The sequence below is a fragment of the Lentzea sp. NBRC 105346 genome (assembly GCF_030269605.1).
GTDB lineage: Bacteria > Actinomycetota > Actinomycetes > Mycobacteriales > Pseudonocardiaceae > Lentzea.
Map to the genome: position 1 here is coordinate 57,459 of NZ_BSTQ01000027.1, position 25,328 is coordinate 82,786.

The 25,328-nt window shown below is 69.7% G+C and carries 17 protein-coding genes; 5 read left to right on the top strand and 12 right to left on the bottom strand.

The genetic code is table 11. From position 1 onward, the window contains the following. Positions 1-34: 34 nt before the first annotated feature. Positions 35-562 carry a hypothetical protein gene (locus tag QSK35_RS40130; RefSeq protein WP_285753308.1) on the top strand — a complete coding sequence of 176 codons (528 nt, stop codon included), beginning with the start codon at positions 35-37 and terminating at the stop codon, positions 560-562. Here QSK35_RS40130 and QSK35_RS40135 read toward each other — a convergent pair. Beyond that, positions 552-3,821 carry an ATP-dependent helicase gene (locus QSK35_RS40135; RefSeq protein ID WP_285753310.1) on the bottom strand — a complete coding sequence of 1,090 codons (3,270 nt, stop codon included), beginning with the start codon at positions 3,819-3,821 and terminating at the stop codon, positions 552-554. The two genes, QSK35_RS40130 and QSK35_RS40135, sit on opposite strands and share 11 nt — an antisense overlap. Before the next feature lie 370 nt (positions 3,822-4,191). After that, positions 4,192-7,332, bottom strand: a complete 3,141-nt coding sequence (locus QSK35_RS40140) for an ATP-dependent helicase (protein WP_285753311.1) — start codon at positions 7,330-7,332, stop codon at positions 4,192-4,194. A 318-nt stretch (positions 7,333-7,650) separates the two neighbouring features. Here QSK35_RS40140 and QSK35_RS40145 point away from each other — a divergent pair, with 318 nt between their 5' ends. Then, positions 7,651-8,607 (top strand): chitinase, encoded by a 957-nt coding sequence (locus QSK35_RS40145; RefSeq protein ID WP_285753313.1) that lies wholly within the window; start codon positions 7,651-7,653, stop codon positions 8,605-8,607. A 42-nt stretch (positions 8,608-8,649) separates the two neighbouring features. Here QSK35_RS40145 and QSK35_RS40150 read toward each other — a convergent pair whose 3' ends face one another. Both QSK35_RS40150 and QSK35_RS40155 read right to left on the bottom strand, forming a co-directional pair. Further along, entirely contained in the window at positions 8,650-10,686 is a 2,037-nt protein-coding gene (locus tag QSK35_RS40150; protein ID WP_285753315.1) for a putative bifunctional diguanylate cyclase/phosphodiesterase, read from the bottom strand. Positions 10,687-10,854: 168 nt separating this feature from the next. Then, complete coding sequence (locus QSK35_RS40155) at positions 10,855-11,670, bottom strand: SAM-dependent methyltransferase (protein ID WP_285753318.1); 816 nt, start codon at positions 11,668-11,670, stop codon at positions 10,855-10,857. A 164-nt stretch (positions 11,671-11,834) separates the two neighbouring features. On the opposite strand from QSK35_RS40155, the gene QSK35_RS40160 reads away from it, so the two are divergent. The 3 genes from QSK35_RS40160 to QSK35_RS40170 are packed head-to-tail and all read left to right on the top strand — an operon-like array spanning position 11,835 to position 14,484. After that, the gene (locus tag QSK35_RS40160) at positions 11,835-13,148 is read left to right on the top strand and encodes a cytochrome P450 (RefSeq protein WP_285753320.1); all 1,314 of its coding nucleotides are present in this window, start codon (positions 11,835-11,837) and stop codon (positions 13,146-13,148) included. Between the two features lie 17 nt (positions 13,149-13,165). Further along, on the top strand, positions 13,166-14,167 hold the full coding sequence (locus QSK35_RS40165) for an alpha/beta hydrolase (RefSeq protein WP_285753322.1): 1,002 nt from the start codon (positions 13,166-13,168) through the stop codon (positions 14,165-14,167). After that, positions 14,167-14,484 carry an MGMT family protein gene (locus tag QSK35_RS40170; protein ID WP_285753323.1) on the top strand — a complete coding sequence of 106 codons (318 nt, stop codon included), beginning with the start codon at positions 14,167-14,169 and terminating at the stop codon, positions 14,482-14,484. Before QSK35_RS40165 ends, QSK35_RS40170 begins: the two co-directional genes overlap by 1 nt. A gap of 120 nt (positions 14,485-14,604) precedes the next feature. Here QSK35_RS40170 and QSK35_RS40175 read toward each other — a convergent pair whose 3' ends face one another. The 8 genes from QSK35_RS40175 to QSK35_RS40210 form a co-directional block, all read right to left on the bottom strand. Then, positions 14,605-15,255: a sirohydrochlorin chelatase gene (locus QSK35_RS40175; RefSeq protein ID WP_285753325.1), complete on the bottom strand. Its 651-nt coding sequence runs from the start codon at positions 15,253-15,255 to the stop codon at positions 14,605-14,607. Then, a complete protein-coding gene (locus QSK35_RS40180; RefSeq protein ID WP_285753327.1) occupies positions 15,252-16,355 on the bottom strand; it encodes a uroporphyrinogen-III synthase in 1,104 nt (367 codons plus the stop codon). Before QSK35_RS40180 ends, QSK35_RS40175 begins: the two co-directional genes overlap by 4 nt. Beyond that, the gene (gene nirD / locus QSK35_RS40185; RefSeq protein ID WP_285753329.1) at positions 16,352-16,666 is read right to left on the bottom strand and encodes a nitrite reductase small subunit NirD; all 315 of its coding nucleotides are present in this window, start codon (positions 16,664-16,666) and stop codon (positions 16,352-16,354) included. Before nirD ends, QSK35_RS40180 begins: the two co-directional genes overlap by 4 nt. After that, positions 16,663-19,137, bottom strand: a complete 2,475-nt coding sequence (gene nirB, locus QSK35_RS40190) for a nitrite reductase large subunit NirB (RefSeq protein WP_285753331.1) — start codon at positions 19,135-19,137, stop codon at positions 16,663-16,665. Before nirB ends, nirD begins: the two co-directional genes overlap by 4 nt. 112 nt (positions 19,138-19,249) lie before the next feature. After that, complete coding sequence (locus tag QSK35_RS40195; protein ID WP_285753333.1) at positions 19,250-20,596, bottom strand: MFS transporter; 1,347 nt, start codon at positions 20,594-20,596, stop codon at positions 19,250-19,252. Positions 20,597-20,693: 97 nt separating this feature from the next. After that, positions 20,694-22,124, bottom strand: a complete 1,431-nt coding sequence (locus QSK35_RS40200) for an FAD-dependent oxidoreductase (protein ID WP_285753335.1) — start codon at positions 22,122-22,124, stop codon at positions 20,694-20,696. Beyond that, positions 22,121-24,049 (bottom strand): molybdopterin oxidoreductase family protein, encoded by a 1,929-nt coding sequence (locus tag QSK35_RS40205; protein ID WP_285753337.1) that lies wholly within the window; start codon positions 24,047-24,049, stop codon positions 22,121-22,123. Before QSK35_RS40205 ends, QSK35_RS40200 begins: the two co-directional genes overlap by 4 nt. A 105-nt stretch (positions 24,050-24,154) precedes the next feature. Beyond that, the gene (locus QSK35_RS40210; RefSeq protein WP_285753339.1) at positions 24,155-24,952 is read right to left on the bottom strand and encodes a TIGR02569 family protein; all 798 of its coding nucleotides are present in this window, start codon (positions 24,950-24,952) and stop codon (positions 24,155-24,157) included. Between the last annotated feature and the right edge of the window lie 376 nt (positions 24,953-25,328).

Below are 25,328 nucleotides of genomic sequence, written 5' to 3' on the forward strand. Positions count from 1 at the left end.
TACTGGTCCTGTTTCGAAACATAGGATGCCCCCTGTGCAACCGCTCCTTCAGCGCGCCGCGGCGGCGCTCGACTGGCAAGGCATCGTCGTTCCCGACGTGGCCGTGCTCGGTCAGCAGGTGTCCGCGGTTGTGCGTTTGCGGTCCGATGTGCACGAATGGCGCGCCGCGAACGGCTGGCCACCACGGGCCGATCCCTCGTGGTTCCGTTCCTGGTTCGAGCCCGCGGCACACGACCGCCTGCCGGTAGCGGCCGTCGAGCTCGTGGGTGTGCTCGTCGGCGAGTCCACGGTGGACCGCGCGCTGCAGTCGTGCGGCACGCTGATGACCCTGGCCCCGTGCGCGGTGGTGCTGCCGCGCACCGAGGACGCCCAGTCGTGGTCGTTCATCGAGCTCGACTACTACGGCATCGGCGTCGTCACGGTCGACGACACGCATGCCGAGATGATGGTCCCGCCGGAGGACCGGTCCTCGGAGTTCGGGCCCTCGCTCTTCGGGCGGTGGCTGCTCGAGGTCCTGTACGACCGCGTCCTGAAGGAGTGCCGGGCGCCGGTCAAGAGCTGACGCTCCGGATCAGTTCCTTGATCCCGTTCTCGTCCAGCAGGTCGGACGGGCGCAACGTGTGGTCGTGCCGCACGTAGTGGAACGCCGCGCGAACCTTGTCCAGCGGGGTGTCCACGAGCGCCGCCCACGCGAGCCGGTATGCCGCAAGCTGGACTGACAGCGCCGGGAGTTTTTCCGGTTCCGGCACCGCACCCGTCTTCCAGTCGACGACGGTCCACCCGCCGTCGTCATCGCGGAAGACGGCGTCCATCCGCCCGCGCACCGAGATGCCGTCGAACTCGGCCTCGAACGGCACCTCGACGTCGTGCGGCGCGCGGTCCGCCCAGGCACTGCCGAGGAACGCCTCCTTGAGCTGCTCCAGGTCCGAGTCGGGGGCGGCGTCCTCGTCGCCCGCGCCGGGCAGGTCGTCGATGTCGAGCAGCCTCGTGGCGCCGAACCGGTTCTCCAGCCACGTGTGGAACGCCGTACCGCGCCTGGCCAGCGGGTTCGGCGGGAACGGCAGCGGGCGGCGGAGCCTGCGGGCCAGCAGGTCCGGGTCCTTGGCGAGCTCGACGAGCTGGCTGACGGACAGGTTCTCCGGCAGCACGACCTCTTCGCGCCGGTTCGCCGCCGCGGCCCGTTCGGCGAGCAGCACCTCGACGTCCTGTGCCCAGCCCTCCGGATCCTCTTCCTCGTCTTCTGGTGGCGGTGCCTCCTCCTCGTCGAACAGGTTGAGCTGCGCGGGGATCTGGGCCTCGGCCTGCAGGGTCTCGAGTGCCGCCAGGACCATCGCCGCGCCGTCGGCCACGGCGTGCCTGCGCCGGCCGAGCGGGTCGTTCGGCCACTGAGCCTGCTTGACCTCGGCGGCGAGCGGGTTCTCCTCGTTGTCGTCGGGCTCCTCGGCCCACACGGCGACGTCGCCGGGCGAGTCCTCACCGGTCATGACCGCGTGCAGCTCGGTCAGGAACGTCGAGGGACCCTTGGGTTTCTCGCCCGCCTCGGCCCACCAGTGACCCGACAGCAGCAGGCTGTGCTCGGCCCGCGTCACGCCGACGTACAGCAGCCGCCGTTCCTCGACGAGCCTGCGGTCCTCGAACTCCTCGGCGTGCCGGTCCAGTGCCTCGTCGATCTCCTTGCGGTTCATGCCCGCGCTCGCCTTGAGGACCGGCAGGTCCGCTCGGTCACCCCGCAGGCTCGCGGGCAGCTCCGTGACGTTCTTCAGCCAGCACGACGACTTCTTGCGGCCGGGGAAGACGTCCTTGACCAGGTGCGGCAACGCGACGATGTGCCACTCAAGGCCCTTGGCACTGTGCACGGTCAGCACCTGCACGCGGTCCTCGGCGACCTCGACCTCGCCGGGTTCCAGGCCGTCCTCGGCGTGTTCGGCGGTGTACAGGTAGTCGAGCAGCGACGACAGCGTCGCACTCGGGCTGGCCTGCGCGTAGTCCGCCACGACGTCCGCGAACGCGTCGAGGTGCGCCCGGCCGACGCTGCCCGGCCGCGCCATCGCCTCGATGTCCAGCAGCAACGTGCGTTCGACGTCCGCGACCAGCTCCGGCAGCGGCTGGTCGAGCCGTCTCCGGAGTGCGGCCAGCTCGCCGCCGAGCCTGCGGATCCGGCGGTACCCGTCCGGCGAGTAGTCCTGCGGGTCGCCGGGGTCGTCCAGCGCGTCGGCGAGCCCCGCCTGTTCGGCGTGCTCACCGGGCAGGGCGTCCGCGATCACCATCAGCGGATCGTCCACAACGGACTGCCTGCTCGGCGCACCCGCCAGCTCGCGCGCCCGTTTCCACAGCGCGGCCAGGTCTTTCGCCGCGACGCGCCACCGGCTCCCGGTGAGCAGCCGCGCGGCCGCGGTACCCGCCAGCGGGTCGATGAGGACGCGGAGCGCACTGGTCAGGTCCCGCACCTCGGGTTCGTCGAGCAGGCCGCCGAGCCCGACGACCTCGACCGGCAGGCCCCGGTCCCGCAGGGCCGCCGCGATCGCCGCCATGTCCGACCTTCTCCTGACGAGCACGGCCGCGGTCGGCGGCTTGTTGTGCTCGTCGAGGTGTGCTTCCCATTGCGCGGCAACGATGTCCGCCATCCAGTTCAGCTCGGCCCGGATATCGGGGTGCAACGCCAGGCGCACGTCACCCGGTGTCGCCCCCGGCTTGGCCTTCAGTTCATCGACGTCGAGGCCGGCATCCCGGAGCGGCTGCGACACGGCGTTCGCGAGCGTCAGCACCTCGGGCGGGTTGCGGAAGCTGGTGAGCAGCCCGAACTTGTTGGTGGGCGGGAAGTCGTCGGTGAACCGCGGCAGGTTCGCCGCACTCGCGCCGCGCCAGCCGTAGATCGCCTGGGCGGGGTCGCCGACGGCCGTGACGGGCATCGGTTTCCCCTGTCCGAACAGGGATCGCAGCAGCACCCGTTGGGCATGGCCGGTGTCCTGGTACTCGTCGAGCAGGACCGTGCCGTACCGGTCGCGTTCGCCCTGCGCGACCTCCGGGTGCCCGCTGGCGAGCTTGGCGGCGAGGCTCATCTGGTCGGCGAAGTCCATCGCCGCTTCCCGGCGTTTGCGCTGCTGGTACGCCTCCAACAACGGCAGGAGCGCGACGCGGAGCCGTTGCGCGGCAACGACTTCCTTCAGCTTGACGGGCAGGCCGTCGCGCTGACCTTTGGCCTTGGGTGCGTTCTCGATCAGCTGGGCCAGCTTGGTCGCGTGGTCTTTGAGTTGCTCGGGTTCGACCAGGTGCTCGCCCAGTTCGCCGGCGAGCGCCAGCAGGTACCCGGTGATGGTCGCGGGCACCTTGTCCGTGTCGATGTCGTGCGCCCACGTGGCGACGACGCGATGCGCCAGCTGCCACGACGCCGTCTCGGTGAGCAGCCGCACGCCCGGTTCGACCGGCAGCCTGAGCCCGTGCTCGCCGACCAGCCGCCCCGCGTAGGCGTGATAGGTCAGGATCGTCGGCTCGCCGGTCAGCACGGCCATCCGCCGCTCGCCGCTGGGATCCAGCTCGTCCAGCAACCCCGCCCCGGCCAGCCTGCGCAGCCGGGCCCGTACCCGGTCCGCGAGCTGCCGCGCGGCCTTGCGGGTGAAGGTGAGGCCGAGGACCCGGTCCGGCGTGACGAACCCGTTGGCCACCAGCCACACCACTCGCGCGGCCATGGTCTCGGTCTTGCCGGCACCGGCGCCGGCGACGACGAGCGAGGGCATCGCGGGTGCCGCGATCACCGCCGCCTGCTCGGGCGTCGGTTTGTTCAGCCCCAGCGCGTCCGCGACCTCGAACGGGGAAACGGTCACGGCGCGGCCTCGGGGTCGACGGGGAAGGAACACCCCATCCTGCCCGCCGCCCGCGCCGCGCGCTCACAGGCCCCTGGGCGCTTGGTGGTGCGCCTGCGAGTACCACCAAGCCGCTGGCAGGAGCGAACCACTCCCGCACTGTGCGCCACGTGCTCACGCACCCCAAGGCGCTCGGTGGTGCGTGTGCAAGTACCACCAACTGTGGTGTCGGTGGTACTTGCACACGCGCCGCCACCCCACGGATGCGAGCGAACGACTCCCCCGCTGCCCGCCGGTCGCGCCCGGTGCGCACCGGGCCCAGAGCGACCGTCATGGCCACTTTGACGGACCTGAGGTCCGTGAAGGTGGCCATGACGGCACTCACCGGCGGTCACTCGCTCACCTGCCTCCCCGAGGGGTGGATCGGGCAGCTCGTGCGAGCCGGGCACCGGTCGCAGTCCGTGTTCTCCCGCGCCGTGTACTCGGGCCCGACGCACGACTCCGCCGCGTCCTGCACGACCTCCAGCCACTTCCGCACACCCTGCTCGTCGAGCGGCGCCTGAGCCCGCTCAACCGCCCCACCCCGCCCCTCGCGCGCGACGTACAACAACCGCGCACCCCCAGGCTCAGTACCCAGCCCGATATGCGTGAACCCACCAAGAGCAGTCGCGAGCTGATAGACGGCGAGCTGCGGGTGCTCCTCGCCCTGCTCCTTGGTCACGGGGTTCTTGCCGGTCTTGATGTCCACGACGACCGGCCGCCCGTCAAGATCGGTCTCCAGCCGGTCGACCCGGCCGCGGACCTGTAGCCAGGGGCCGTTCTCCCGCTGCGGCACCTGGACCGACATCTCCTCCTCGATCGCGACCTGGGTGAGCTGGCCGCGGCTGGACGTGAGCCAGTTCAGGAACGTGTCGAGCATCTTCTCGACACGGATCCGTTCGCGCCGCGAGAACCAGGGCGCCCCGGCGTCGACCGCCGCCCACGCCTCGTCCAGCTTCTCCTTCAACGAAGCGGCGTCGGCGCCGGAGGCGGCCGCCTGCGCCAGGGCGTGCACGAGGGTGCCGGTGACGGACGGCAGCTCGGCCGGGTCCTGCCCGCCGTGCCGTTCGACGACCCAGCGCACCGGGCACTTGGTGATCACCTCGATGGTCGACGGCGACACGCTGACCTTCTGCTCCTCGGTCCACAGCGGGTCTTCCGTCGTCACCTCGGCCAGCCCGTACCACGCGTCCGGATGTGCGCCGGGAACGCCGGCATCCGCCAACCGCGCCAGCTGCACGGCCGCGCGCTGCCGTCGCGAGGGCTCCTCGTCGTCGTCACACACCACGCGCCGCAGTTCGCCGACGAGCTCGGCCAGCACCAGGCCACGCGAGGGCCGGTGCAGTGGTCGTTCGTCCTCGTCGGTGGACAACCCGTCCAGCTCGTCCAGGAACCGCGAGGGCTGCTCGTCCTCGCCGCGCACCGCGCTGACCAGCAACCGAGTCCGCGCCCGCGACGCCGCGACCAGCAGCAGGCGGCGCTCCTCGGCCAGCAGCGGCGCGGACGACGACACCTGCGACGACGGGTCCAGCCCGGACAGCACGTCGACCATCCGCTCGACGCCCAGCAACGTGCCGCGCAACCGCAGGTCCGGCCAACTCCCCTCCTGCACGCCCGGCACCGCGACGACCGTCCACTCGCGACCGGCGGCGGCGTGCGCCGTCAGCACCGCGACGGCCTCGCCCACGGGCGCCGACGCGGCCAGCGAGTCGCCCACGATCTGTTGTGCGGCAAGGTAGTCCGTGAAGCCGGCGGTATCCGAACCTGGCAGGCGGTCGACGTACTTCGCGGCCGCCTCGAACAACCCGACGATCGCGTCCAGGTCGCGGTCCGCCTGCATGCCGGAGGTCCCGCGCCGCCCGGACTGCTGCACCCACCGGTCCTGCAGCCCGCTCGCCGTCCACAGTGCCCACAGGACCTGCTCGACCGACTTGTTCTTCGCGATCTCCTCGCGCGCGGCCTTCAGCAACCCCGCGATCCGCCTGGCGGGCACCGCCTCGGAGTCCTCCAGCGCGGCCAGCCGGTCGTCGTTCTCGATCACCTCGACCAGCAGCTGACCGCTCGGCCGGTCACCGCCGGCGGCCATCTCCAGCCTGCGCAGCCCGCGCCGGAGTTTGCGCAGCGCCAACGGATCCGCGCCGCCGAGCGCCGAGGAGAGCAGCATTGCCGCGGTGTCCTCGTCGAGGCTGCCCGGCACGGCGGCGCACCGAAGTAGCGACAGGAACGGCCGCACCGCGGGCTGCTGCGCCAGCGGTAGTTCGTCCGACGGCACCGCCACCGGCACGCCCGCGGCGAGCAAAGCCCGTTGCAACACAGGCAGTTCCCGCGTGGTGGACCGCACCAGCACGGCCATCTGCGACCACGGCACCTCGTCCACCAGGTGCGCGCGCCGAAGCTGGTCCGCGACCCAACTGGCCTCCTGCGCCGCCGACGCGAGCAGCCGCACCTGCACGTTCCCGGTGCCGTCAGCGGGAACCACGTTCCTGGTGGGCGACGAAGCGGGCAGCCTCGACGCGAGCCTCGCCACGGCGTCCCGAACCTCGGGCGTCATCCGGTAGCCCTGCGTCAGGACGACCGTCTCGCCGTCGATCTCCTGCAGGATCCTCGGGTCGGCCCCCCGGAAAGTGAAGATCGCCTGGTCCGGATCGCCGGCGATCAGGAACCGCTCCGCCGCCTTCCCGAGCGTCCGAATCAGCCGATACTGCTGCGGATCCAGGTGCTGCGCGTCGTCGACGAACAGGTACCGCACGCGCATCCGCTCGTTCGCGAGCAGCTCGGAGTCCGTCTCGAACGCCAGCAACGCCCCACTGACCAGCTCCGCAGCGTCCAGCGAGGGCGCCAGGTCGTAGCGCCCGGCGAGCAACGTGACCTCTTCGTAGGTCCGCCCGAACAGACCCGCGGCGACCCACTGGTCACGCCCGTGCTCACGCCCGAGGGCGATGAGGTCCTCGGGCCCGAGCCCCCGCTCGGAGGCGCGGAGCAACAGGTCCCTGAGCTCGTGCGCGAACCCCGGCAGCTCCAGCGCGGGCCGCAGCCGCTCCGGCCAGTCCTCGGCGCCGTCCTCGATGTCGCCTTTGAGGAGCTCCCGCACCATCGCGTCCTGCTCGGGCCCGGACAGCAGCCGCGGTGGCTTCTCCCCTCGGAGCACGGCCTGGTTGCGCAGCACCGCGAACGCGTACGAGTGCACCGTGCGCACCAGCGGTTCGCGGATCGTGCGCATCTTGCCGGTCAGCAGACGGGTGATGTGTGCCCTGAGCTGCACGCTCGCGCGCCGGCTCGCGGTCAGGACGAGGACCTGCTCCGGGTCGACTCCGTGCTCCAGCACCTGGTGGGCGGCGAGCTCGGCGAGCAGCGTCGTCTTGCCGGTGCCGGGACCGCCCAGAACCCGGAGAAAGCCGCCCTGATGGTCGAAGACCTGCCGCGCCCGCGCGTCCCAGGCCGGCCGGGGCCGCGGGGGTGGCGTCCGGCGAACCAGCAGGGGGGACTGGCGCATGCCCCGATTTCACCACGTTGCACCGACAAGCCGAGGAACCACGCCCGAACGGTGTACCAAACGCTTGCGTCAACCGCGCGAGTCCTCAACTCACCAATTGCCCTGAAGGGCACCCTCAGGGCGTCTGGTGCCCTGAGGGTGCCCTTCATGGCACCCCAGGTCCTCAGTTGACGCTCCGCCCACCAGCCGCTTCATGCGTCTTTCGACTACCTTCTTGACAGTGGGTAGTGGTCTAGTCCATTTTTACACCCAGAAGTGTGTGAGCCCTCTCACTGCCAGCGCCGCCGCCCTGGTGATTCGAGCAGTCATGGAGGACTGATGAAGCCCCTGCGGCGATTCCTCGTCGGCGCAATCGCCGCGGCCTGCGCGGCCGTGCTCGTGCCCTCTTCCGCGCAAGCCGCGGTCAACCCCGTGCTGGCCGCGCCCTACCTGTACCAGTGGGGTTCGGTGCCCAGCGCGACCAGCGTGATGAACCAGACCGGGATCAAGTCGTTCACGCTGGCGTTCATCCTCAGCGACGGCACCTGCAACCCGAAGTGGGACGGCAGCCGGAGCCTGACCGGCAGCGACGCCACGCTGATCAAGAACATCCGCGCCGCGGGCGGCGACATCGTGCCGTCGTTCGGCGGCTGGTCGGGCAAGAAGCTCGGGCAGTACTGCTCGAGCGCCAGCGCGCTGGCCGGTGCGTACCAGAAGGTGATCAGCGCCTACGGACTCAAGGCCATCGACATCGACATCGAGGCCCAGGAGTTCGAGAACAACGCGACACAGGACCGCGTCCTCGGCGCGCTGAAGATCGTCAAGCAGAACAACCCCGGCCTCCGGACGGTCATCACCATGCCGACCGAGCGGACCGGCCCGAACAGCTGGGGCAAGCGCCTCATCACGCGGTCCAAGGAGCTCGGCGCGAACGTCGACGTGTGGTCGGTCATGCCGTTCGACTTCGGCAGCGGCGGCGACATGGCGGCGTACACCAAGAGCGCGGTCGACGGGTTGAAGAACCAGGTCAAAGCGACGTTCGGGCTGTCGGACGACGCCGCCTACCGGCGCAGCGGCCTCTCGTCGATGAACGGCAAGACCGACACCGGTGAGACGGTGACGCTCGCGAACTTCAAGAGCATCGTGTCGTATGCCAACTCGAAGCACCTCGCCCGCGTGTCGTTCTGGGCCGTGAACCGCGACAGGGGCAACTGCGGCGGGTCGTCCGACTCGTGCAGCGGCATCAGCCAGGGCACCTACGACTTCACGAAGGCCCTGACGGCCTTCACGGGCTGACGAACTCCTCCGGTGGCCGGGCGTGACCCCGACCCCGTCCGGTCACCGGAGTTCCAAGAAATCCCCTGGCACAGCGGGTGATCCGAAGTGCGGGCCGGTGGCGAAGTCCGCACCCACGGTCCGCCACCACGAAGCCTGTTCCTCCGTGAGGATCCCCTCGACGGCGATCGTCACGCCGGTCTCCCGCACCAGCGGCAGCAACGCGGCCACGTAGGCCTGCTCGCCCAGCTGCCGCGAGACCCGCACCGACCGCACGGGCAGATCGTCCAGCACCGCCAGGTCGGCCGGCCCCAGCCCGAAGTCGTCCAGCACGGTGTGCACGCCCATGTCGGCCATTACCGACAGGTTGTCCATCGCCTCCGGCGCGGCGAGCACGCGCTCGGGCATGCCGATCATCAACGCCGACGCGTCGAGCCCGGTCTCCTCCAGCACCCGCACGACACGCGACACCAGGTCCGCGTCGGTCGCCTGGTGCGCCGTCAGGCTCACGGCCAGCGGCCGGTCGAACTCACCGCGCTGGCGCCACCACGAAGCCTGACCGCTCGCGATCTTCAGCAGCCACTCGCCGAGCGGCAGGATCAGGCCGGTCTCCTCGGCCAAAGCCACACACCGGCTGTGCGACAACGGTTCCAGACCCGGACGATCCCAGCGCAGCACGGCCTCGACCGCGGTCACCGCACCGCTGGGCAGGTGCACGACGGGCCGGTACCGCACGCCGATCTCGCCGTGCTCCCACGCGCCGGGCATCACGACGGCCAGCGCGTGCTCACGCCGGTCCGCGGCGTCCCGCTCCGCGTCGAACAGCTCCCACTGACCGCGCCGCCCCGCCTTGGCGCGCCGCAACGTCAGGTCGGCGGCCCGCAGCAACTCGGCGACGTCGGTGTCCGGCGCGGGCCGGTGCACGACGCCGATGCTCACCGACACGGCCAGTCCGTGACCGTCCACATAGGTCGGTTCGGCCAGCTCGGCGTTGATGTTCGCCACGATCGTCGCGACGTCCGGCGTCGACGCCGTGTTCTCCAGCAGGATCCCGAACTCGTCGCCGTCGAACCGGGCGATCATCGCGCGCTCGTGCGCCAGCACGGCCTTCAGCCGCTGCGCGACGTGCTGCAGCAGGCGCTCACCGACACGGCCGCCGAGGCTGTTGCACACCATGCCGAACGCGTCGAGGTCGATGTGGAACACCGTGACGCCGTAAGCGGGGTCGACGCGGCGCAGCGCGGACTCCAGGTGGGTACCGAAGAACTGGCGGTTCGGCAGACCGGTCAGCACGTCGTGCAGCGCCTGCCGGTGCAGTTCTCCCTGCAGCAGCGCCAGTTCCGTGCCGTCCTCCACCACCACGACGAAGTGGCTGGGCCTGCCGTCCTCGCCGCGCAGCAACGACGCGGTGAGCGACAACCGCGCCACGTCGCCGTCCTTGCGCAGCATGCGCAGTGCCTGCCTGATCCGGTCCTTCTCGCCGGCCAGCAGGTCGTCCATCGCCTCGCGCAGGAACACCGCGGAGTCCGGCGCGGCCAGGTCCGGTAACGAGGTCCCGGTCAGCTCTTCGGGCGTGATACCGAGGATCTCGCCGATCGCGACGTTGGCCCGCAGCAGCTTCCCGTCCAGGCTGACGATCATGATGCCGCTCGTCGAGGAGGTCGCGACCTCCTCGAACCGGGCCTCGCTCTCCTTGAGGTTCCAGTTGGCGTCCCGCACGGCCTTGAGCAACGAGCGCTGCATGCTCTCCTGCTGCTCGAGGATGAACCGCGCGTTCGCCTCGGCGAAGCCGACGGACAACGCGCCGATGGCGAGCGCGACCCGTTCGGCGTACCGCCCGACCGGCTGGAACTCCGGCAGCGCGGTCAGTCCCTTGCCGAGCACGTCGACCGTGCACTTGAGCCCGGTCGGACCGAGGTAACCCAGGTCGACCAGCTGCTCACCCAGCCGCGACAGCGCCTTCGTGTCGAGCACCTCGTCGTGCAGGTGCGCGCAGAGCACGTCGAGGCGCGCGCTCAGCTCCCGGCTCAGCGTGTCCGGGTCGAGCGGCACAACGACATCGGAAACGAGCAGGTAGGCCCATTTTCGTGCCAGCTTCACCCGCGCACGGCCGTGGTCGGGCCCCTCGGGTGTCGTGTCCGGTCTGCGGCTGGGGTTCGGCATTTCCGTGCCCGGTGGGTGGTATAGAGATTGTTCGGCAGTTTACCTACACACCGTCCGTGGCCGCTCGACCGACCGTGTGAACTACCGTAGTCCGATCAAAATTGACTATGGCTTCCGTCCGACGCCCGCGTAAGCGAACGTGTTCGTCTCGGGATCGTCGGAGATGTCGCCCGGCCCGGAAGGACGCCATTCACCGAACCTGACGAGCCCCGGTTCGGCCAGTTCGAAATCACCGAACATTTCGGCGACCTGCGCCTTTGGCCGGTTCTGCAACTTGTCGCCGCCGCTCTTGTTCACGGCCTCGGCCGCCAGCCGCACGTAGTCCGGGACGTCGTCCAGGGTGAAGTGACTGATCGCCAGGTAGCTGCCGCTCGGCACCGCGTCGCGGTAGTGCCGCACCAGCTTCCACGGGTCGTCCTCGTCGGGCACCCAGTGCAGCAGCAGCAGCATGAGCAGCCCGACCGGCTGCTCGAAGTCGATCAGCCGCCGCACCTCCGCGCTGCGCAGGATGCTGTCCGGGTCGCGCAGGTCGGCGTGCACGATGCCGGCGCGGTCGTTGCCGTACAGGATGAGCTCACTGTGCGCCACCGCCACCGGGTCGCGGTCGACGTACACCACCTTGCACTCGGGGTGTTCCGCCTGCGCGACGTCGTGCACGTTCGACACGGTCGGGATGCCCGAACCGATGTCGATGAACTGCCGGATCCCCTGGTCCATCATGAACCGCACGGCACGCCCGAGGAACTTGCGGTTGACCCTGGCCGCGCTGCGCGCGTGTGGCATGACGGTCTCGATCTTGTCGCCCAGCTCGCGATCCACCGCGAAGTTGTGCGCGCCGCCCAAGAGGTAGTCGTACATCCGAGCAGCGCTCGGCACCGAGACGTCCACACTCTGCGGAACCCAGTCGTGCTCTACGGCCACGGCGACCACCTCTTCAGGTCTGGGACGAATGAGCCTAGTCGTCTCAGAAAGCAACAAACACTGGGCCGACCGTGTGACCCCTGAGCCACCCGATCGGGCACTGTCGTGTTCGACCGAATGCCTCCTATTGTGATCCGTCCCTTTCAGGCGCGCGAGGAGCGATGATGTCCGTCCCGGTGGCACCCGGCCGGCTGCCATTACTGGGGCACACCGTGCCAATGGTGCGGAAAAGATTCGCCTTCACCGCGAATTTGCGGGAATACGGCGAGGTCGTCCAGGTCGATCTCGGCCCAATGCGAACGTTTTTCGTGACCAGCGCGCGGCTGACTCATCAGATCCTCGTATCGGACGCGCAGAGTTTCCACAAAGGAATGATGTTCGACAAGTTCCGCCCGTTCGTCGGTGACGGGCTGGCGATGTCGGACGGCGCCTTCCACATGCGGCAACGCCGGATGATGCAACCCGCGTTCCACCGCGAGCGGATCGGCGCGTACGCGGAGACGATGGCCCGCGCGGCACGCGATCTGGCCGGGTCGTGGCGGCCGGACGAGGTCCGTGCCATCGAGGTCGACATGCAGGGCCTCGCCGTCACGATCGTCGGCGAGACGTTGTTCTCCACCGAGATCGGCAAGCGCGCGATCGACGAGGCCCGCCGGTCCATCTTCATCGTCATCAAGAACGCGATGTACCGCGTGCTCTCCCCTGGTTTCGTCGAGAAGCTGCCGATCCCGGTCAACCGGCAGTTCGACGAGGCCATCGCGCGGCTGCACGCGATCGTGCACGAGGTCATCACCAGCTGGCGCGCCGAGGGCGTCGACCACGGCGACCTGTTGTCGATGCTGTTGCTCGCCAGGGACGACGAGACCGGCGAGCCGATGAACGACAAGCAGGTCTACGACGAGGTCATGACCCTGCTGACGGCGGGGATCGAGACCACGGCGCTGGCGCTCGCGTGGATCTTTCACGAGATCGCGGCCGACCCGGAGGTGGAACGCCGGGTGCTGGCCGAGGTCGACGAGGTCCTGGGCGGGCGCCCGGTCACGTTCGACGACGTGCCGAAGCTGACCTACATCCAGCAGGTCGCCAACGAGGTGCTGCGGATGTACCCGCTCTGGATCCTGATGCGCCGCACCATCGCCGACGTGAACCTCGGCGGCGTGCACCTCCCGCCGGGCACCGAAGTGATCATCAGCCCGCACGCCATGCACTTCAACCCCGAGTACTACCACCATCCCGAGCGCTTCGACCCCGACCGCTGGACGCCCGAGTTCGCCAGGGAACTGCCCAAGGGCGCGTTCATCCCGTTCGGCGCGGGCAACCGCATGTGCATCGGGAACCACTTCGCGTTGACCGAGATCGTCATCGCGGTCGCGACCGTCGCGGCCCGGTGGCGGCTGGCGCCCGTACGCCCGGTCCGCACCAAGTTCACTTCCGCCGCTTACCCCGTCGACCTGTTGATGAAGGTCGTTCCCCGCTAGTTGGAGGTTGTTCTCCGATGCGTTTCCGTCGGCTTATCGCCGCCGTAATGCTCGCCGTGTTCGTCCCGGTTCCCGCTCCGGCGAACGCCACCCAGACCCCTTGCACCGACGTGAACACCCCCGTGGGCCTCGGGCTCACCACGGCCACGATGTACGGCAGGCTGTGTGTCCCCGAGACCGCCTCGACGGTCATGGTCCTCGTCCCCGGCGGTACGTACACCCACGACTACTGGGACATCCCGATCGACCCGGACGTCCGCTCGGTCCGCCTCGCGTTGAACAAGGCGCACATCGCCACCATGACGGTCGACCGGATCGGCACGGGCCGCAGCAGCAAGCCGCTCAGCCTGCTGGTCGACAACGTCAGCCAGGCCCAGGCCGTGCACCGGGTGATCCAGAGCCTGCGCCCGCGGTTCGACAAGGTGGTGATCGGCGGGCACTCGATCGGCTCGGTGATCACGATGGTCGAGGCCGGCACCTACCGCGACGTCGACGGCGTGATGGTCACCGGCATGACCCATCAGTGGGACTACCTCCGCGCGGTGCCCGCGCTGGCCAACTCGATCCCCGCGGCGCTCGACCCCGTGCTGAGCGTTCGCGGCCTGGACCCCGGCTACCTGACCACGATGCCGGGCGCGCGCTACGGCATGTTCCACGCTCCCGGCCCGAACGTGTCCTCGGTGGTCGACTACGACGAGTCCACAAAGGACGTTTTCACCGCCGGCGAGGCGGTCACCACCATCGTGATGTCGAACCTGGTGCTCCCCGCCAGTGCCACCATCAACGCCCCGGTGCTGACCGTGCAGACCACCGCGGACTACTTCTGCGGTACCCCGCCGCTCGGTGCCGACTGCTCGTCCGCCGAGGCGCTGGCCGCGTCCGAGCGACCGTTCTTCACCCATGCGCCCCGAGTCGACGGATACGTCCTCAGCGGATACGGCCACTGCTTCAACTTCTCCGCCGACGCGGCTTCCGGATATCACGACGCGGTCATCGAATGGGCACGTAGTCTGGCCTGATGGACGAAGAGATCCACGAGCGGGTTCGCGACACGATCAAGTCGATCCCGCGTGGACGGGTCGCCACGTACGGCGACGTCGCCGACATCTCGAAGGCACCGTCGCCACGGCTGGTCGGCCGGATCCTCCAGGAGGACGGGCACGACCTGCCGTGGCAGCGGGTTCTGAAAGCCGACGGCACCTGCGCCCCGCACCTGCGCGACGAGCAGCTGCAGCTGTTGCGTGAGGAGGGCGTGATGTCGTTGGACGGCAAGGTCAACCTGCGCGAGTACCGCTGGGAAGAGGCCCGCAAGGAGGAGCCGCCCGGCCTGTTCTAAACCCCGCGAGTCCCACCTTCGCGCACCCCGTGTCCCACCTTCCCGCAGTGCCTTTGCGGCACGAGGGTGGGACACGGGGTGCAGGACGGTGGGACTCGCGGGTCTAGGGAACCACCCGGATCAGGCCGCGCGACGATGTTCCAGGGCCTCGTGGTACCTGCGCAGCAGTACATCGACCACCAGAGGATGCGCACCGATCGGCTCGGACACCACGTCCGCGCCGCACTCGGCGAGCGACCCGTGGAATGCACCGGGTGCCAGCAACCACGACGCCACCGCGACACGGCGGCCCCGCAGCCCGTCAACGACGCCGGGCACGCGGGGACTCGCCGTGGCCACGTAGCCGACCGCGGAAGCGCCCAGCAGGCGGGCGGCCACCCGCACGTCGGCCAGCGCCCGCGCGTCGGACGAGCCGGCGGCGGCCAGCACCAGCGCGTCACCGGGCCGATGTCCCGCGGCGCGCAGGCGATCCCGCACCGCCTCGACCACCAGCGGATCCGGCCCCAACGGCCGCGTCAGCACCACATCCGACCGGCCCGACGAGGCGATCTGCGCAGGGATGTCCACCCGCACGTGGTACCCAGAGGCCAGAAAAGCCGGGACCACCACCGCGGGCCCGTCCAGCACCGAGGTCACATCGGGCTGCACGACGTCCGCGTAGGCGACGACCACTGGGACGTCCACATAGGACTGCAACATCGCCGCGGTCTCCGCGGTGACGAGACCACCGCGGGGATCACGGGTTCCGTGAGCGACGAGTACAAGCTTCACGCGGGCTCCATGGCAAGTCGGTAACCACGTTTCACGACCGTGCACACCATGCGCGGCTCCCCCAAAGCCGTGCGCAGCCGGCCGATCGCCGTCTCCACGGCGTGCTCCTCACCGCCGGACGGCAAGGCGGCCAACAGATCCTGCCGCGACACGACGCGACCGCGCGCGGCCACCAGGGTCCGCAACACCGCCATCGGGGCGGGCGCGACGGGCCGCAGTTCGCCGTCGACCAGCACGGCCTGGCCACGCATCTCCATGTCCCGCGAGAAGATCCGCAGGCGGGTAGCGCGAGCGGGCAGCTCCAGAGCGAGTTCCCGGGCCATGGAACCGATCCGCGCCCGCGCCGGCTGCACGACCGGGACGCCCGCGGCCACCAGCGGCCCGGCGGTGATCGCGCCGACGCCGACCACGAGCACCTTGCGGCGCAACGCCTCGACGAGCTCGTCGTAACGACCGAGGGCCGTGGCCGTCCGCAGCACCGAGGCGGCCGCCGGCGCGCTGGTGAACGTCAGCGCATCCACCTGACCGGCCATCACGGCCTCCAGCAACCGTTCCAGCGGAGCGGTGTCGGCGGGCGGCATCCACCGGTACACGGGGATCTCGACGACCTCGGCACCGGCGGCTCGCAGCGTGTTCACGAAGTCCGGCAACGGTTCCCCGTGCAGCTGCACGGCGACCCGCTTGCCGGCGACCCCGTCGCGCAGCAGGTACTGCAGCAGCTCGGCGTTGCTCTCCGACGACGGCGACCACGCCTCCTGCAGCCCGGCCGCGCGCACCGCGCCCTTCGCCTTCGGGCCGCGCGGCAGCACGATCGCGGAACCCAGCACCTTGAGCAGCCGGGACGCCAGGCCCCAGCCGTCCGCGGCCTCGATCCAGCCGCGGAAGCCGATGCCGGTGGTCGCGACCACGACGTCCACCGGCGAGTCCAGCAGACCCCGTGTCGCCGCCAACAGCTCGGCGTCGTCCGGCAGCGGCACTATCCGCAGCGCCGCGCCGTGGATCACGGTGGCGCCCTTGCGTTCCAGCAACGCGCCCAGTTCGTCGGCGCGCCGGGCCGCGGTGACTCCGACGGTGAATCCCGCGAGCTCCAGCGCCGTCATGTGAGCTCCACGACGCCGTCGCGCACCCGGACGGGGTGCACGGCGACCGAGTGGTCCGGAGAGTCGAGACACGCGCCGGTGGTGAGGTCGAACGCCTGCTTGTACACCGGCGACACGACGACCGGCCGGCCCCCGCGGTCGCCGACGATGCCGCGCGCGAGCACCGCGGCGCCGCTGAACGGGTCGATGTTGTCCAGCGCGTGGACCGAACCGTCGAAGGTCAGGAACACCGCCACCTGGGAGCCATCGGGCAACAGGGCCGCGACGCCCTGCTCTGGCCGCAACGCGCTCAACTCGCACACTGGGGTCATTGGGCCACCTCCGGGATTCCGAGCAGGACGGGAACGCGCTGGCCGCGTTCCTCGCGGAACGAGATCGTCGGGTCGGGCGTGCCGGGAGCGTTGACGAACGACTGGAACCGGGCGAGCTTCTCCGGGTCCTCGAGCACACCGCGCCACTCGTCGGCGTAGTCCTCGACGTGCGCGGCCATCGCGGCCTCCAGGTCGGCGCAGATGCCGAGGCTGTCGTCGACGATCACCTCGCGCAGGTGCTCGAGCCCGCCGTCGAGGCCCTCCAGCCACGCCGACGTGCGCTGCAACCGGTCCGCCGTGCGGATGTAGAACATCAGGAACCGGTCGATGTACTTGATCAGGGACTCGGTGTCCACGTCGGACACCAGCAGGTCGGCGTGCCGCGGCGTGAAGCCGCCGTTGCCGCCGACGTAGAGGTTCCAGCCGTTCTCGGTGGCGATGATGCCGAAGTCCTTGCCCCGCGCCTCCGCGCACTCGCGCGCGCAGCCGGACACCGCGGACTTGAGCTTGTGCGGCGACCGCAGACCGCGGTAGCGCAGCTCCAGCTCGATCGCCAGGCCGACGGAGTCCTGGACGCCGTATCGGCACCAGGTCGTGCCGACACACGACTTCACCGTGCGCAACGCCTTGCCGTACGCGTGCCCGGACTCGAAGCCGGCGTCCACCAGGCGCCGCCAGATCTCCGGCAGCTGGTCGACGGTCGCGCCGAACAGGTCGATCCGCTGCCCGCCGGTGATCTTCGTGTACAGGCCGAAGTCCCGCGCCACCTCACCGATCACGATCAGCTTCTGCGGCGTGATCTCACCGCCGGGGATGCGGGGCACGACCGAGTACGTGCCGTTGCGCTGCATGTTGGCGAGGAACCGGTCGTTGGTGTCCTGCAACGTGGCCTGCTCGCCGCCGAGCACGTGCCCGTTGCCCAGCGACGCGAGGATCGACGCGACGGCGGGCTTGCAGATGTCGCAGCCGCGCCCGCGGCCGTGCTTGCCCACCAGTTCGGTGAACGACGTGATGCGCGTGGCCCGGACGATCTCGAACAGCTCGGCCCGCGAGTGGTCGAAGTGCTCGCACAACGCCTTGGACTGCTCGACACCGCACTCGGTGAGCAGCTGCTTGAGCATCGGAACACAGGAACCGCAACCGGTTCCGGCCTTCGTGCACGCCTTGATCGTCGGCACGTCCGTGCACACGCCGGCGCAGATCGCGTCGGTGATCGTCTGCTTGGTCACCGCGTGGCACGAGCAGACCTGCGCGTCCGGCGGCAGCGAGAGTTCCGCGCTGCCACCGGGTTCGAGCAGGCCGGCCGGAACGTCCTTGCCCACCAACGGGCGCAGCATCGCGTACTGCGACGCGTCGCCGACGAGGATGCCGCCGAGCAACGTCTTCGCGTCGTCGGACACCACGAGCTTGCTGTAGGTGCCCGCGACGGCGTTGTTGACGACGACCTCCAGCGCGCCCTCGGTCGTCGCGTGCGCGTCGCCGAACGACGCCACGTCGACCCCGAGGAGCTTGAGCTTGGTCGAGGTGTCCGCGCCGGGGAACACCGACGCGGCACCACAGAGCTGGTCGGCCACGACCTCGGCCATCGAGTAGCCGGGCGCGACGAGACCGTAGACCGTGCCTTCGATGCTGGCGCACTCACCGATCGCGTACACGTTCGGGTCGGAGGTGCGGCACGCGTCGTCGACCAGATAACCACCCCGCGGGCCGAGCGGAAGCCCGAGGTCGAGGTCGGTGCGCGGCCGGATGCCCGCGGAGAACACGACGACGTCCAGGTCCAGCTCGAGACCGTTGGTCAGCTTGGCGATCAGGCGGTCACCGTCGAGTTCGATCGACGACGCGGACGTGCCGGTGTGCACGGTCAGATCGAGCTTCTCGACCAGCCGCTTCAACAGCCCGGCGCCGCCTTCGTCGACCTGGATCGGCATCAGCCGCGGCGCCAGCTCCACGACGTGCGGCGAAACTCCCATGCCACGCAAGGCGTTCGCCGCCTCGAGACCGAGCAGACCGCCGCCCAGCACCATGCCCGAGTGGCGGCCGATGCGCCTCGTGGACCGATCGACCGTCGCCTTGATCGCGTCCAGGTCCTCGATCGTGCGATAGACGTGACAGCCGGGCAGATCGCGGCCCGGTACCGGGGGGACGAACGGCACCGAGCCGGTCGCGAGCACCAGCGCGTCGTACGAGACCTCGGCACCGCTGGCCGAGGTGACGACCCGGCGATCGCGGTCGACACTCACGACCGCGTCGCCGAGCCGCAGGTCCGCGCCCTCGAGCGGCCCCAGCTCGAGGTCCTCCGCGCGCCACGTGTCCACATAGGACGACAGGGCGACACGGTCGTACGCGGGCCTGGCTTCCTCACCGAAAACCACGATCCGCCACTGGTCGTCGACGTCCTTGGCACGGAGGGCTTCCACGAGCCGGTGGCCGACCATGCCGTGGCCGACGACAACAAGAGTCCGGGTACTCATCGAGGCATCCTCCTTCCGCCCGCTATGCTCAGCGGGCGGCGTGTCATCCCAAGGTCGGCGATATTTCGGCCGTGTTAAAGGAAACTCTCTTCGCTGGTCAGCGAGGTGTGCGTCACACGCCCGCGTAGGCGAGGCTCGGCACCCGCTGGAACACCCGCACCCGCAGGTAGAACCACCACGTGGTCGCCACGCAGGCCGCATAGAAGAAGAGAATCGCCGTCAACGCCGGGGTGAGCGTCTTGCTGCCCTCGAGCGAGAACTTGAAGACGAGGTTCACCAGCACACCGCCGAAGGCGCCGATCGCGCCCGCGATGCCGACCACGGCCGCCGCCTGCCGCTTGGCCGACTTCACGTCGTCGGTCTGCGCGGCGTAGATCGCGGGGATCATCCGGTAGGTCGAGCCGTTGCCGATGCCCGCCAGCACGAACAGCAGGATGAACGAGCTGAAGAACAACGCGAAGCTCTTCTGGTCGACGCTGTACATCACGCCGATGGTCCCGACGGCCAGACCGACGAACGTGGCGAGCGTCACCTTCGCACCACCGATGCGATCCGACAGCCAGCCGCCGAGCGGACGGGCGACCGAACCGATGAGCGCACCGAGGAACGCGAGCGACACCCAGCTCTTGTAGTCCACGAAGCTGATCTTGATGAGCGACGGGAACGCGAACGAGTAGCCGATGAACGAGCCGAACGTGCCGATGTACAGGAACGACATCACCCACGTGTGCTTGTTCGACAGCGCGAGCTTGTAGGACTGCCCGTCCGGCTTGGCCTGGGTGAGGCTGTCCATGAAGAACCACGCGCACGCCGTGGCCAGGACGATGAACGGGATCCAGATCGCGGCCGCGTACGCGAGGTGGATGCCGGTGCCGATGGTGATCACGATCGGCACGATCAGCTGGGTGATCGCGACACCGAGGTTGCCGCCCGCGGCGTTGAGGCCGAGCGCGAGGCCCTTCTTGCCCTCCGGGTAGAAGAACGAGATGTTCGCCATCGACGACGAGAAGTTGCCGCCGCCGAGGCCCATCGCGCCCGCGGTCAGCAGGAAGAACCAGTACGGCGTTCCCGGCGTCGTCACCGCGTAGATCAGCAGCGCGCACGGGATGAGCAGCAGCCCAGCGCTGATTGTCGTCCACACGCGGCCGCCGAACCTCGGCACCGCGAACGTGTACGGGATGCGGAGCGTCGCGCCGACCAGGTTCGGCACGATCAGCAGCCAGAACTGCTGGCCGATCGAGAACTTGAACCCGACGTTGCCCAGGCTCACCACCACGATGCTCATCAGCACCCAGACGCTGAAGCCCAGGTTCTCCGCGAGGATCGAGAAGATGAGGTTCTTGCGGGCGACCTTCTTGCCGGTCTGCTCCCAGAACTCGGGGTTCTCGGGCTCCCAGTGGTCGATCCAGCGACCACCGCGGGTCTTGGGCTCTGTGGGCTTCTCCAGGGTTGTGCTCATCTGCCGACCTCCGGGGATCGTGGGTTGCGAAGACCGTAAGAACGGCTGATTACCTGCGAGTGCGCATGAGTGACGGCAACGGCAACTCCATCGCACTTCACGCGGACTGGGGTTGTGAGGCCGCGAGCCAGTCCACCAGACCGCACACGGCGTCCTTGCAACCGCCGCATCCGGTGGTGGCGCGCGTCACTTCCGCAATCGCGCCAACGCTTTCCGCGCCCGCCCGCCACGCGCTGACGATCTGTCCCTTGGAGACGGTGTTGCACCGGCACACCACCGCGCTCGCGGGCAGGTCGGCCGGGCTCGCCGCCTCACTCGGCAGAGCCCGGCCGAGCAGCAAGGCCAACCGGTCTGTGGGCGCCGGCTGGCCGCGGTCGTACAGCTGCGTGATCGTGGCGGCCGCGTCCGGTGCGCCGATCAGGATCGCGCCCGCGACCTTGTCCTCGCGCAGCACGAGCTTCGCGTACCGGCCGCGCGCGGGGTCCTGGAAACAAAGGACTTCCGACTCGGGGCAGTCCACGTCGACGTGCACGTCGCCCAGTGCGGCGAGGTCGACGTCGCGGGCCTTGAGCCGGGTGATCACCGAGGTGCCCTTGTACCGCGAACCCGGTGCGGCGCCGGTCAACCGGTCCGCGAGCACGGCCGCCTGGTCCCAGGCGGGTTGTACGAGGCCGGACACGGTGCCGGGATGCTGCGCGCAGTCGCCGATCGCGTGGATGCGCGGATCGCTGGTGCGCAACGCGTCGTCGACGACGACACCGCGGTCGACGGTCAGTCCGGCGGCGTCCGCCAACGACGTCTCGGCCCGCACACCGGCGCTGACCACGACCAGCTCGGCCGGGACGTGCGTGCCGTCGCTGAGCGCGAGCCCGTCGCCCGCCAGGTACTTCGACGCGAAGACGTTCAGGCGGAACTCGATTCCCAGGTCGGTGAGCGTCCGGGCGAGCACCCGCCCGGCACCGGGGTCGAGCTGGCGTTCCATCAGGTGCCCCACGGGGTGCACAACGGTGACGAGACACCCGCGTCCGGCGAGCCCGCGCGCCGCCTCGATGCCGAGCAGGCCACCTCCCAGCACGGCGACCGGCATGCCGGGCTGCGCGCGATCGACGATCCGCTCGCAGTCGTCGAGGCTGCGGAACGCCACGACACCGGGCGCCATCACGCCGTCCGGGTCGAGCAGCCCCTCGGTCGGCGGCACCCACGGCCGGCTTCCGGTGGCCAGAACCAGTGCGTCGTAAGGGATGTCCTCCGCGCCCAGGCTGACCGTGCGCTTCTCCCGGTCGATCCTGGTGACCGGCTCGCCGAGCCTGAGCTCGATCCCGTGGTCGTGCGCCCACTCCTCGTCGTGCAGCAGCACGGAGTCCGGCGTCATCGTGCCGGCGACCACGGTGGACAGCAGCACGCGGTTGTACGCCGCGTGCTTCTCGTCCCCGATGACCGTGATGGAGATTTCCTTGTCACGCCTGCGGATCTCGTCCGCGAGCCGGGCTCCGGCCATGCCGTACCCGATGATCACCACACGCCTCATGCCTGCTCCAATCGGACCGCGCAGACCTTGAACTCGGGCATCCGGCTCGTGGGATCGAGCGCGGGGTTGGTGAGCAGGTTCGCCCTGCCGTCACCGGGAAAATGGAACGGGAGGAACACCGCGTCCGGCCGCATCGACGCAACGCACCGGACCCTAGCCGTCATGGTTCCCCTGCGGGACACGACGTTCGTGAGCTCGCCGTGTGCGAGCCCGTTGCGGGCCGCCGTGTCCGGATGGACCTCGACGAACACCTCGGGCACCGCCTTGTTGAGCTCTGGTACCCGTCGCGTCTGCGCGCCGGACTGGTAGTGCTGCAGCACGCGTCCCGTGGTCGCTTGCAAGGGAAACTCGTCGTCCGGCGGTTCCGCCGGCCCCTTGTGGTCGACCGGCACGAACCGCGCCAGGCCGTCCTCGTGCGCGAACCCGTCTTCGAACATCCTCGGCGTGCCGGGGTGATCCTCGCTCGGGACGGGCCAGTACAGCTTTTCGGTCTTGAGGCGTTCATAGGTGACGCCCGAGTAGTCCGCCGCGCCTCCCTCTGACGCTCTGCGCAGCTCGGCGAACACCTCCTCGGGCGTCGTCGGGAACCGTTCAGCCGGTTGCCCGAGCTTCGTGGCGAGGCCGTTGAGCAGCTCGAGGTCGCTACGCACGCCCTCGGGTGCGTCGAGTGCCTTGCGGCGCAACAGGATCCGGCCTTCGAGGTTGGTCATCGTGCCGTTCTCCTCGGCCCACTGCGTGACCGGGAGGACGACGTCCGCGAGCGCCGCGGTCTCGGACAGCACGAAGTCCGCGACCACCAGCAGGTCGAGGGACTTGATCTTCTCGGTGATGTGCGCGGCCCTCGGCGCGCTCACGACCGGGTTGCTGCCGAACACCAGCAGCACCTTGATGTCGTCGCCGAGCGCGTCGAGCAGTTCGTACGCGCTGCGCCCCGGCCCCGGCAGGTCGTCGACGCCCCAGACCCTCTTGATGTGCTCACGGGCCTTCGGGTCGTCGATCTTGCGGTAGCCGGGCAGCTGGTCGGCCTTCTGCCCGTGCTCGCGCCCGCCCTGGCCGTTGCCCTGACCGGTGAGGCAGCCATAGCCGCTGCCCTTCCTGCCGGGCAGGCCCAGGGCGAGTGCCAGGTTGATCCACGCGGACACCGTGTCGGTGCCGCTGGCGTGCTGCTCGGTACCGCGCCCGGACAGGATGTAGGCGTTGCCTTTCAGCAGCTCAACGGCCGCCCGCTGGTCCGCGACGCTGACGCCGGTGACGCGCTCGACGCGTTCCGGCCACCACGCCGCCGCCACGCGCCAGGCGGCGTCGAACCCTTTGGTGCGCTCGGCGATGTACGACTTGTCGATCCGGTTGTCGATGAACGCCGTGTGCAGCAACCCGAGCGCCAGCGCGAGGTCCGTGCCGGGCGCGGGCTGCAGGTGCAACGTCGCCATCTCGGCCGTGGCGGTGCGCCGCGGGTCGACGACGATCAGGTTCGCGTTCTTGACGTGCTGCAGGAACGGCGGCATGGTCTCGGCCGGGTTGGAGCCCGCGAGCAGCACGGTGTCGGCGTTCTGCAGGTCTTCGAGTGGAAACGGCATCCCGCGGTCGAGCCCGAACGCCCTGTTTCCGGCCGCAGCCGCGCTCGACATGCAGAACCGGCCGTTGTAGTCGATCTGACTGGTCTTGAGCGCAACCCTGGCGAACTTGCCGAGCAGGTACGCCTTCTCGTTGGTCAGCCCGCCGCCGCCGAACACGGCGACCTGGTCGGGCTCATATCCCTTGATCTTGTCGGCGATGTGCTGAAGGGCCTCGTCCCAGGTCGCTGTTTCCTGGTTGATCAACGGTGTGGTGAGGCGTCCGGGGGTGCGGAGCAGCTCGGCCGACGTCCAGCCCTTCTGGCACAGCCCACCCGGACCGGGCACCACCTGGTGGCCGGTCAGTGACATGGAGCACTGCAGTGCGCAGTAGGGGCAATGGGTCACCTGACGAACGCTAAGAAGCGCTCGTTAACCCGAACGCACGGAATGTTTCGTCCACGCGAACTTGGCCGCTCAGAGCATGTTCGTGACCTGGTGAGCCGCCCGCTCCAGCCCAGCCAGTGACTGTCCGTCCGACAAAGGGTGCAACGCGTGCACGGCCAATCGGAAGAGCAGCGCGCGCAGCAACATCTGCGGCCACTCCGCGAGGTGCCCCCACCGCTGCAGAATGCCGTCGTCCGCGCCACCCCACGCCAACGCGTCGATCACCACGACGGCCGCCGCCCACTCAGCCGGCCGCCAGTACGCGGTGAAGTCGATGACGGCGGGCGCCGCGTCCCCGGCGAACAACACGTTGCCGAACAGGTCGCCGTGCACCACCTGCTGTTTCAGCGTGACCGGCTTACGTGACTCACTCAGCAACTCGAACAGCCGGCCGCCGAGCCCGGTGTCGAGCGGCACCTCGTCCTCACCCCAGGAACACCGGTCCGCGACGGCGAAGATGTCCGTACGCGAGTCCAGAAACCGCGGTTTCGGCAGCTCACTCGTCGCCTGGTGCAACTTGATCGCCACGCTGACCGCCTCGTCGTGCCGCGGCTCGGCCCGGCCCGCCAGGTACTTCGTAGCGGACCACCCGCCGACCACGTAGCGACCGTCGGTGGACCGCAACGGTCTGCCGATCCTGATGCCCGGCACGTCCAGCGCGTCCAGCGTCTTCGCCACCCAGGTGGCCTCGGCGGGCTTGCCCGCCGGTCTGATGGTGGCGTCACCGCACCGCCACGCTGGGCCACCGTCGATGAGCTCGGGGTCGGCGTCACGTGCCCCGAACGCCGCACGCACGTGCGCTGGGGGCGGTTCGGGAAGTCGGGTCACGGCCAGGCACGCTACCTGCCTACGCCTTCCGGGTGGTGTACCACGCCGTGCCGTAATTTCGCTCACCACCCAAACGGCCCATCGCTCTGGTCGGCTTGTGTTCGTGGTTGCCGGTGCCGTGCGTGGTGAGCCTTGCGGGTTCGGTGCGTGGTGGGCCTTGGCTGCCGGTTCCATACATGGTGGTTGGCTGCCGGTCCCGTGCGTGGTTGCTCGCTTGGCTGCCGGTTGCGTGGGTGGTCGCCTTTTGTTGGCTGCCGGTGTCGTGGGGCGCTGCGTCTTCCGGGGGCGCCTTCGGCGCCGCGATTGGGGCTTGACTTGGGGCCCCTCGCGGCGTGGTGGGCCGGCTCCGCCGGCAGATGCAAGATCTGCCGGCCCA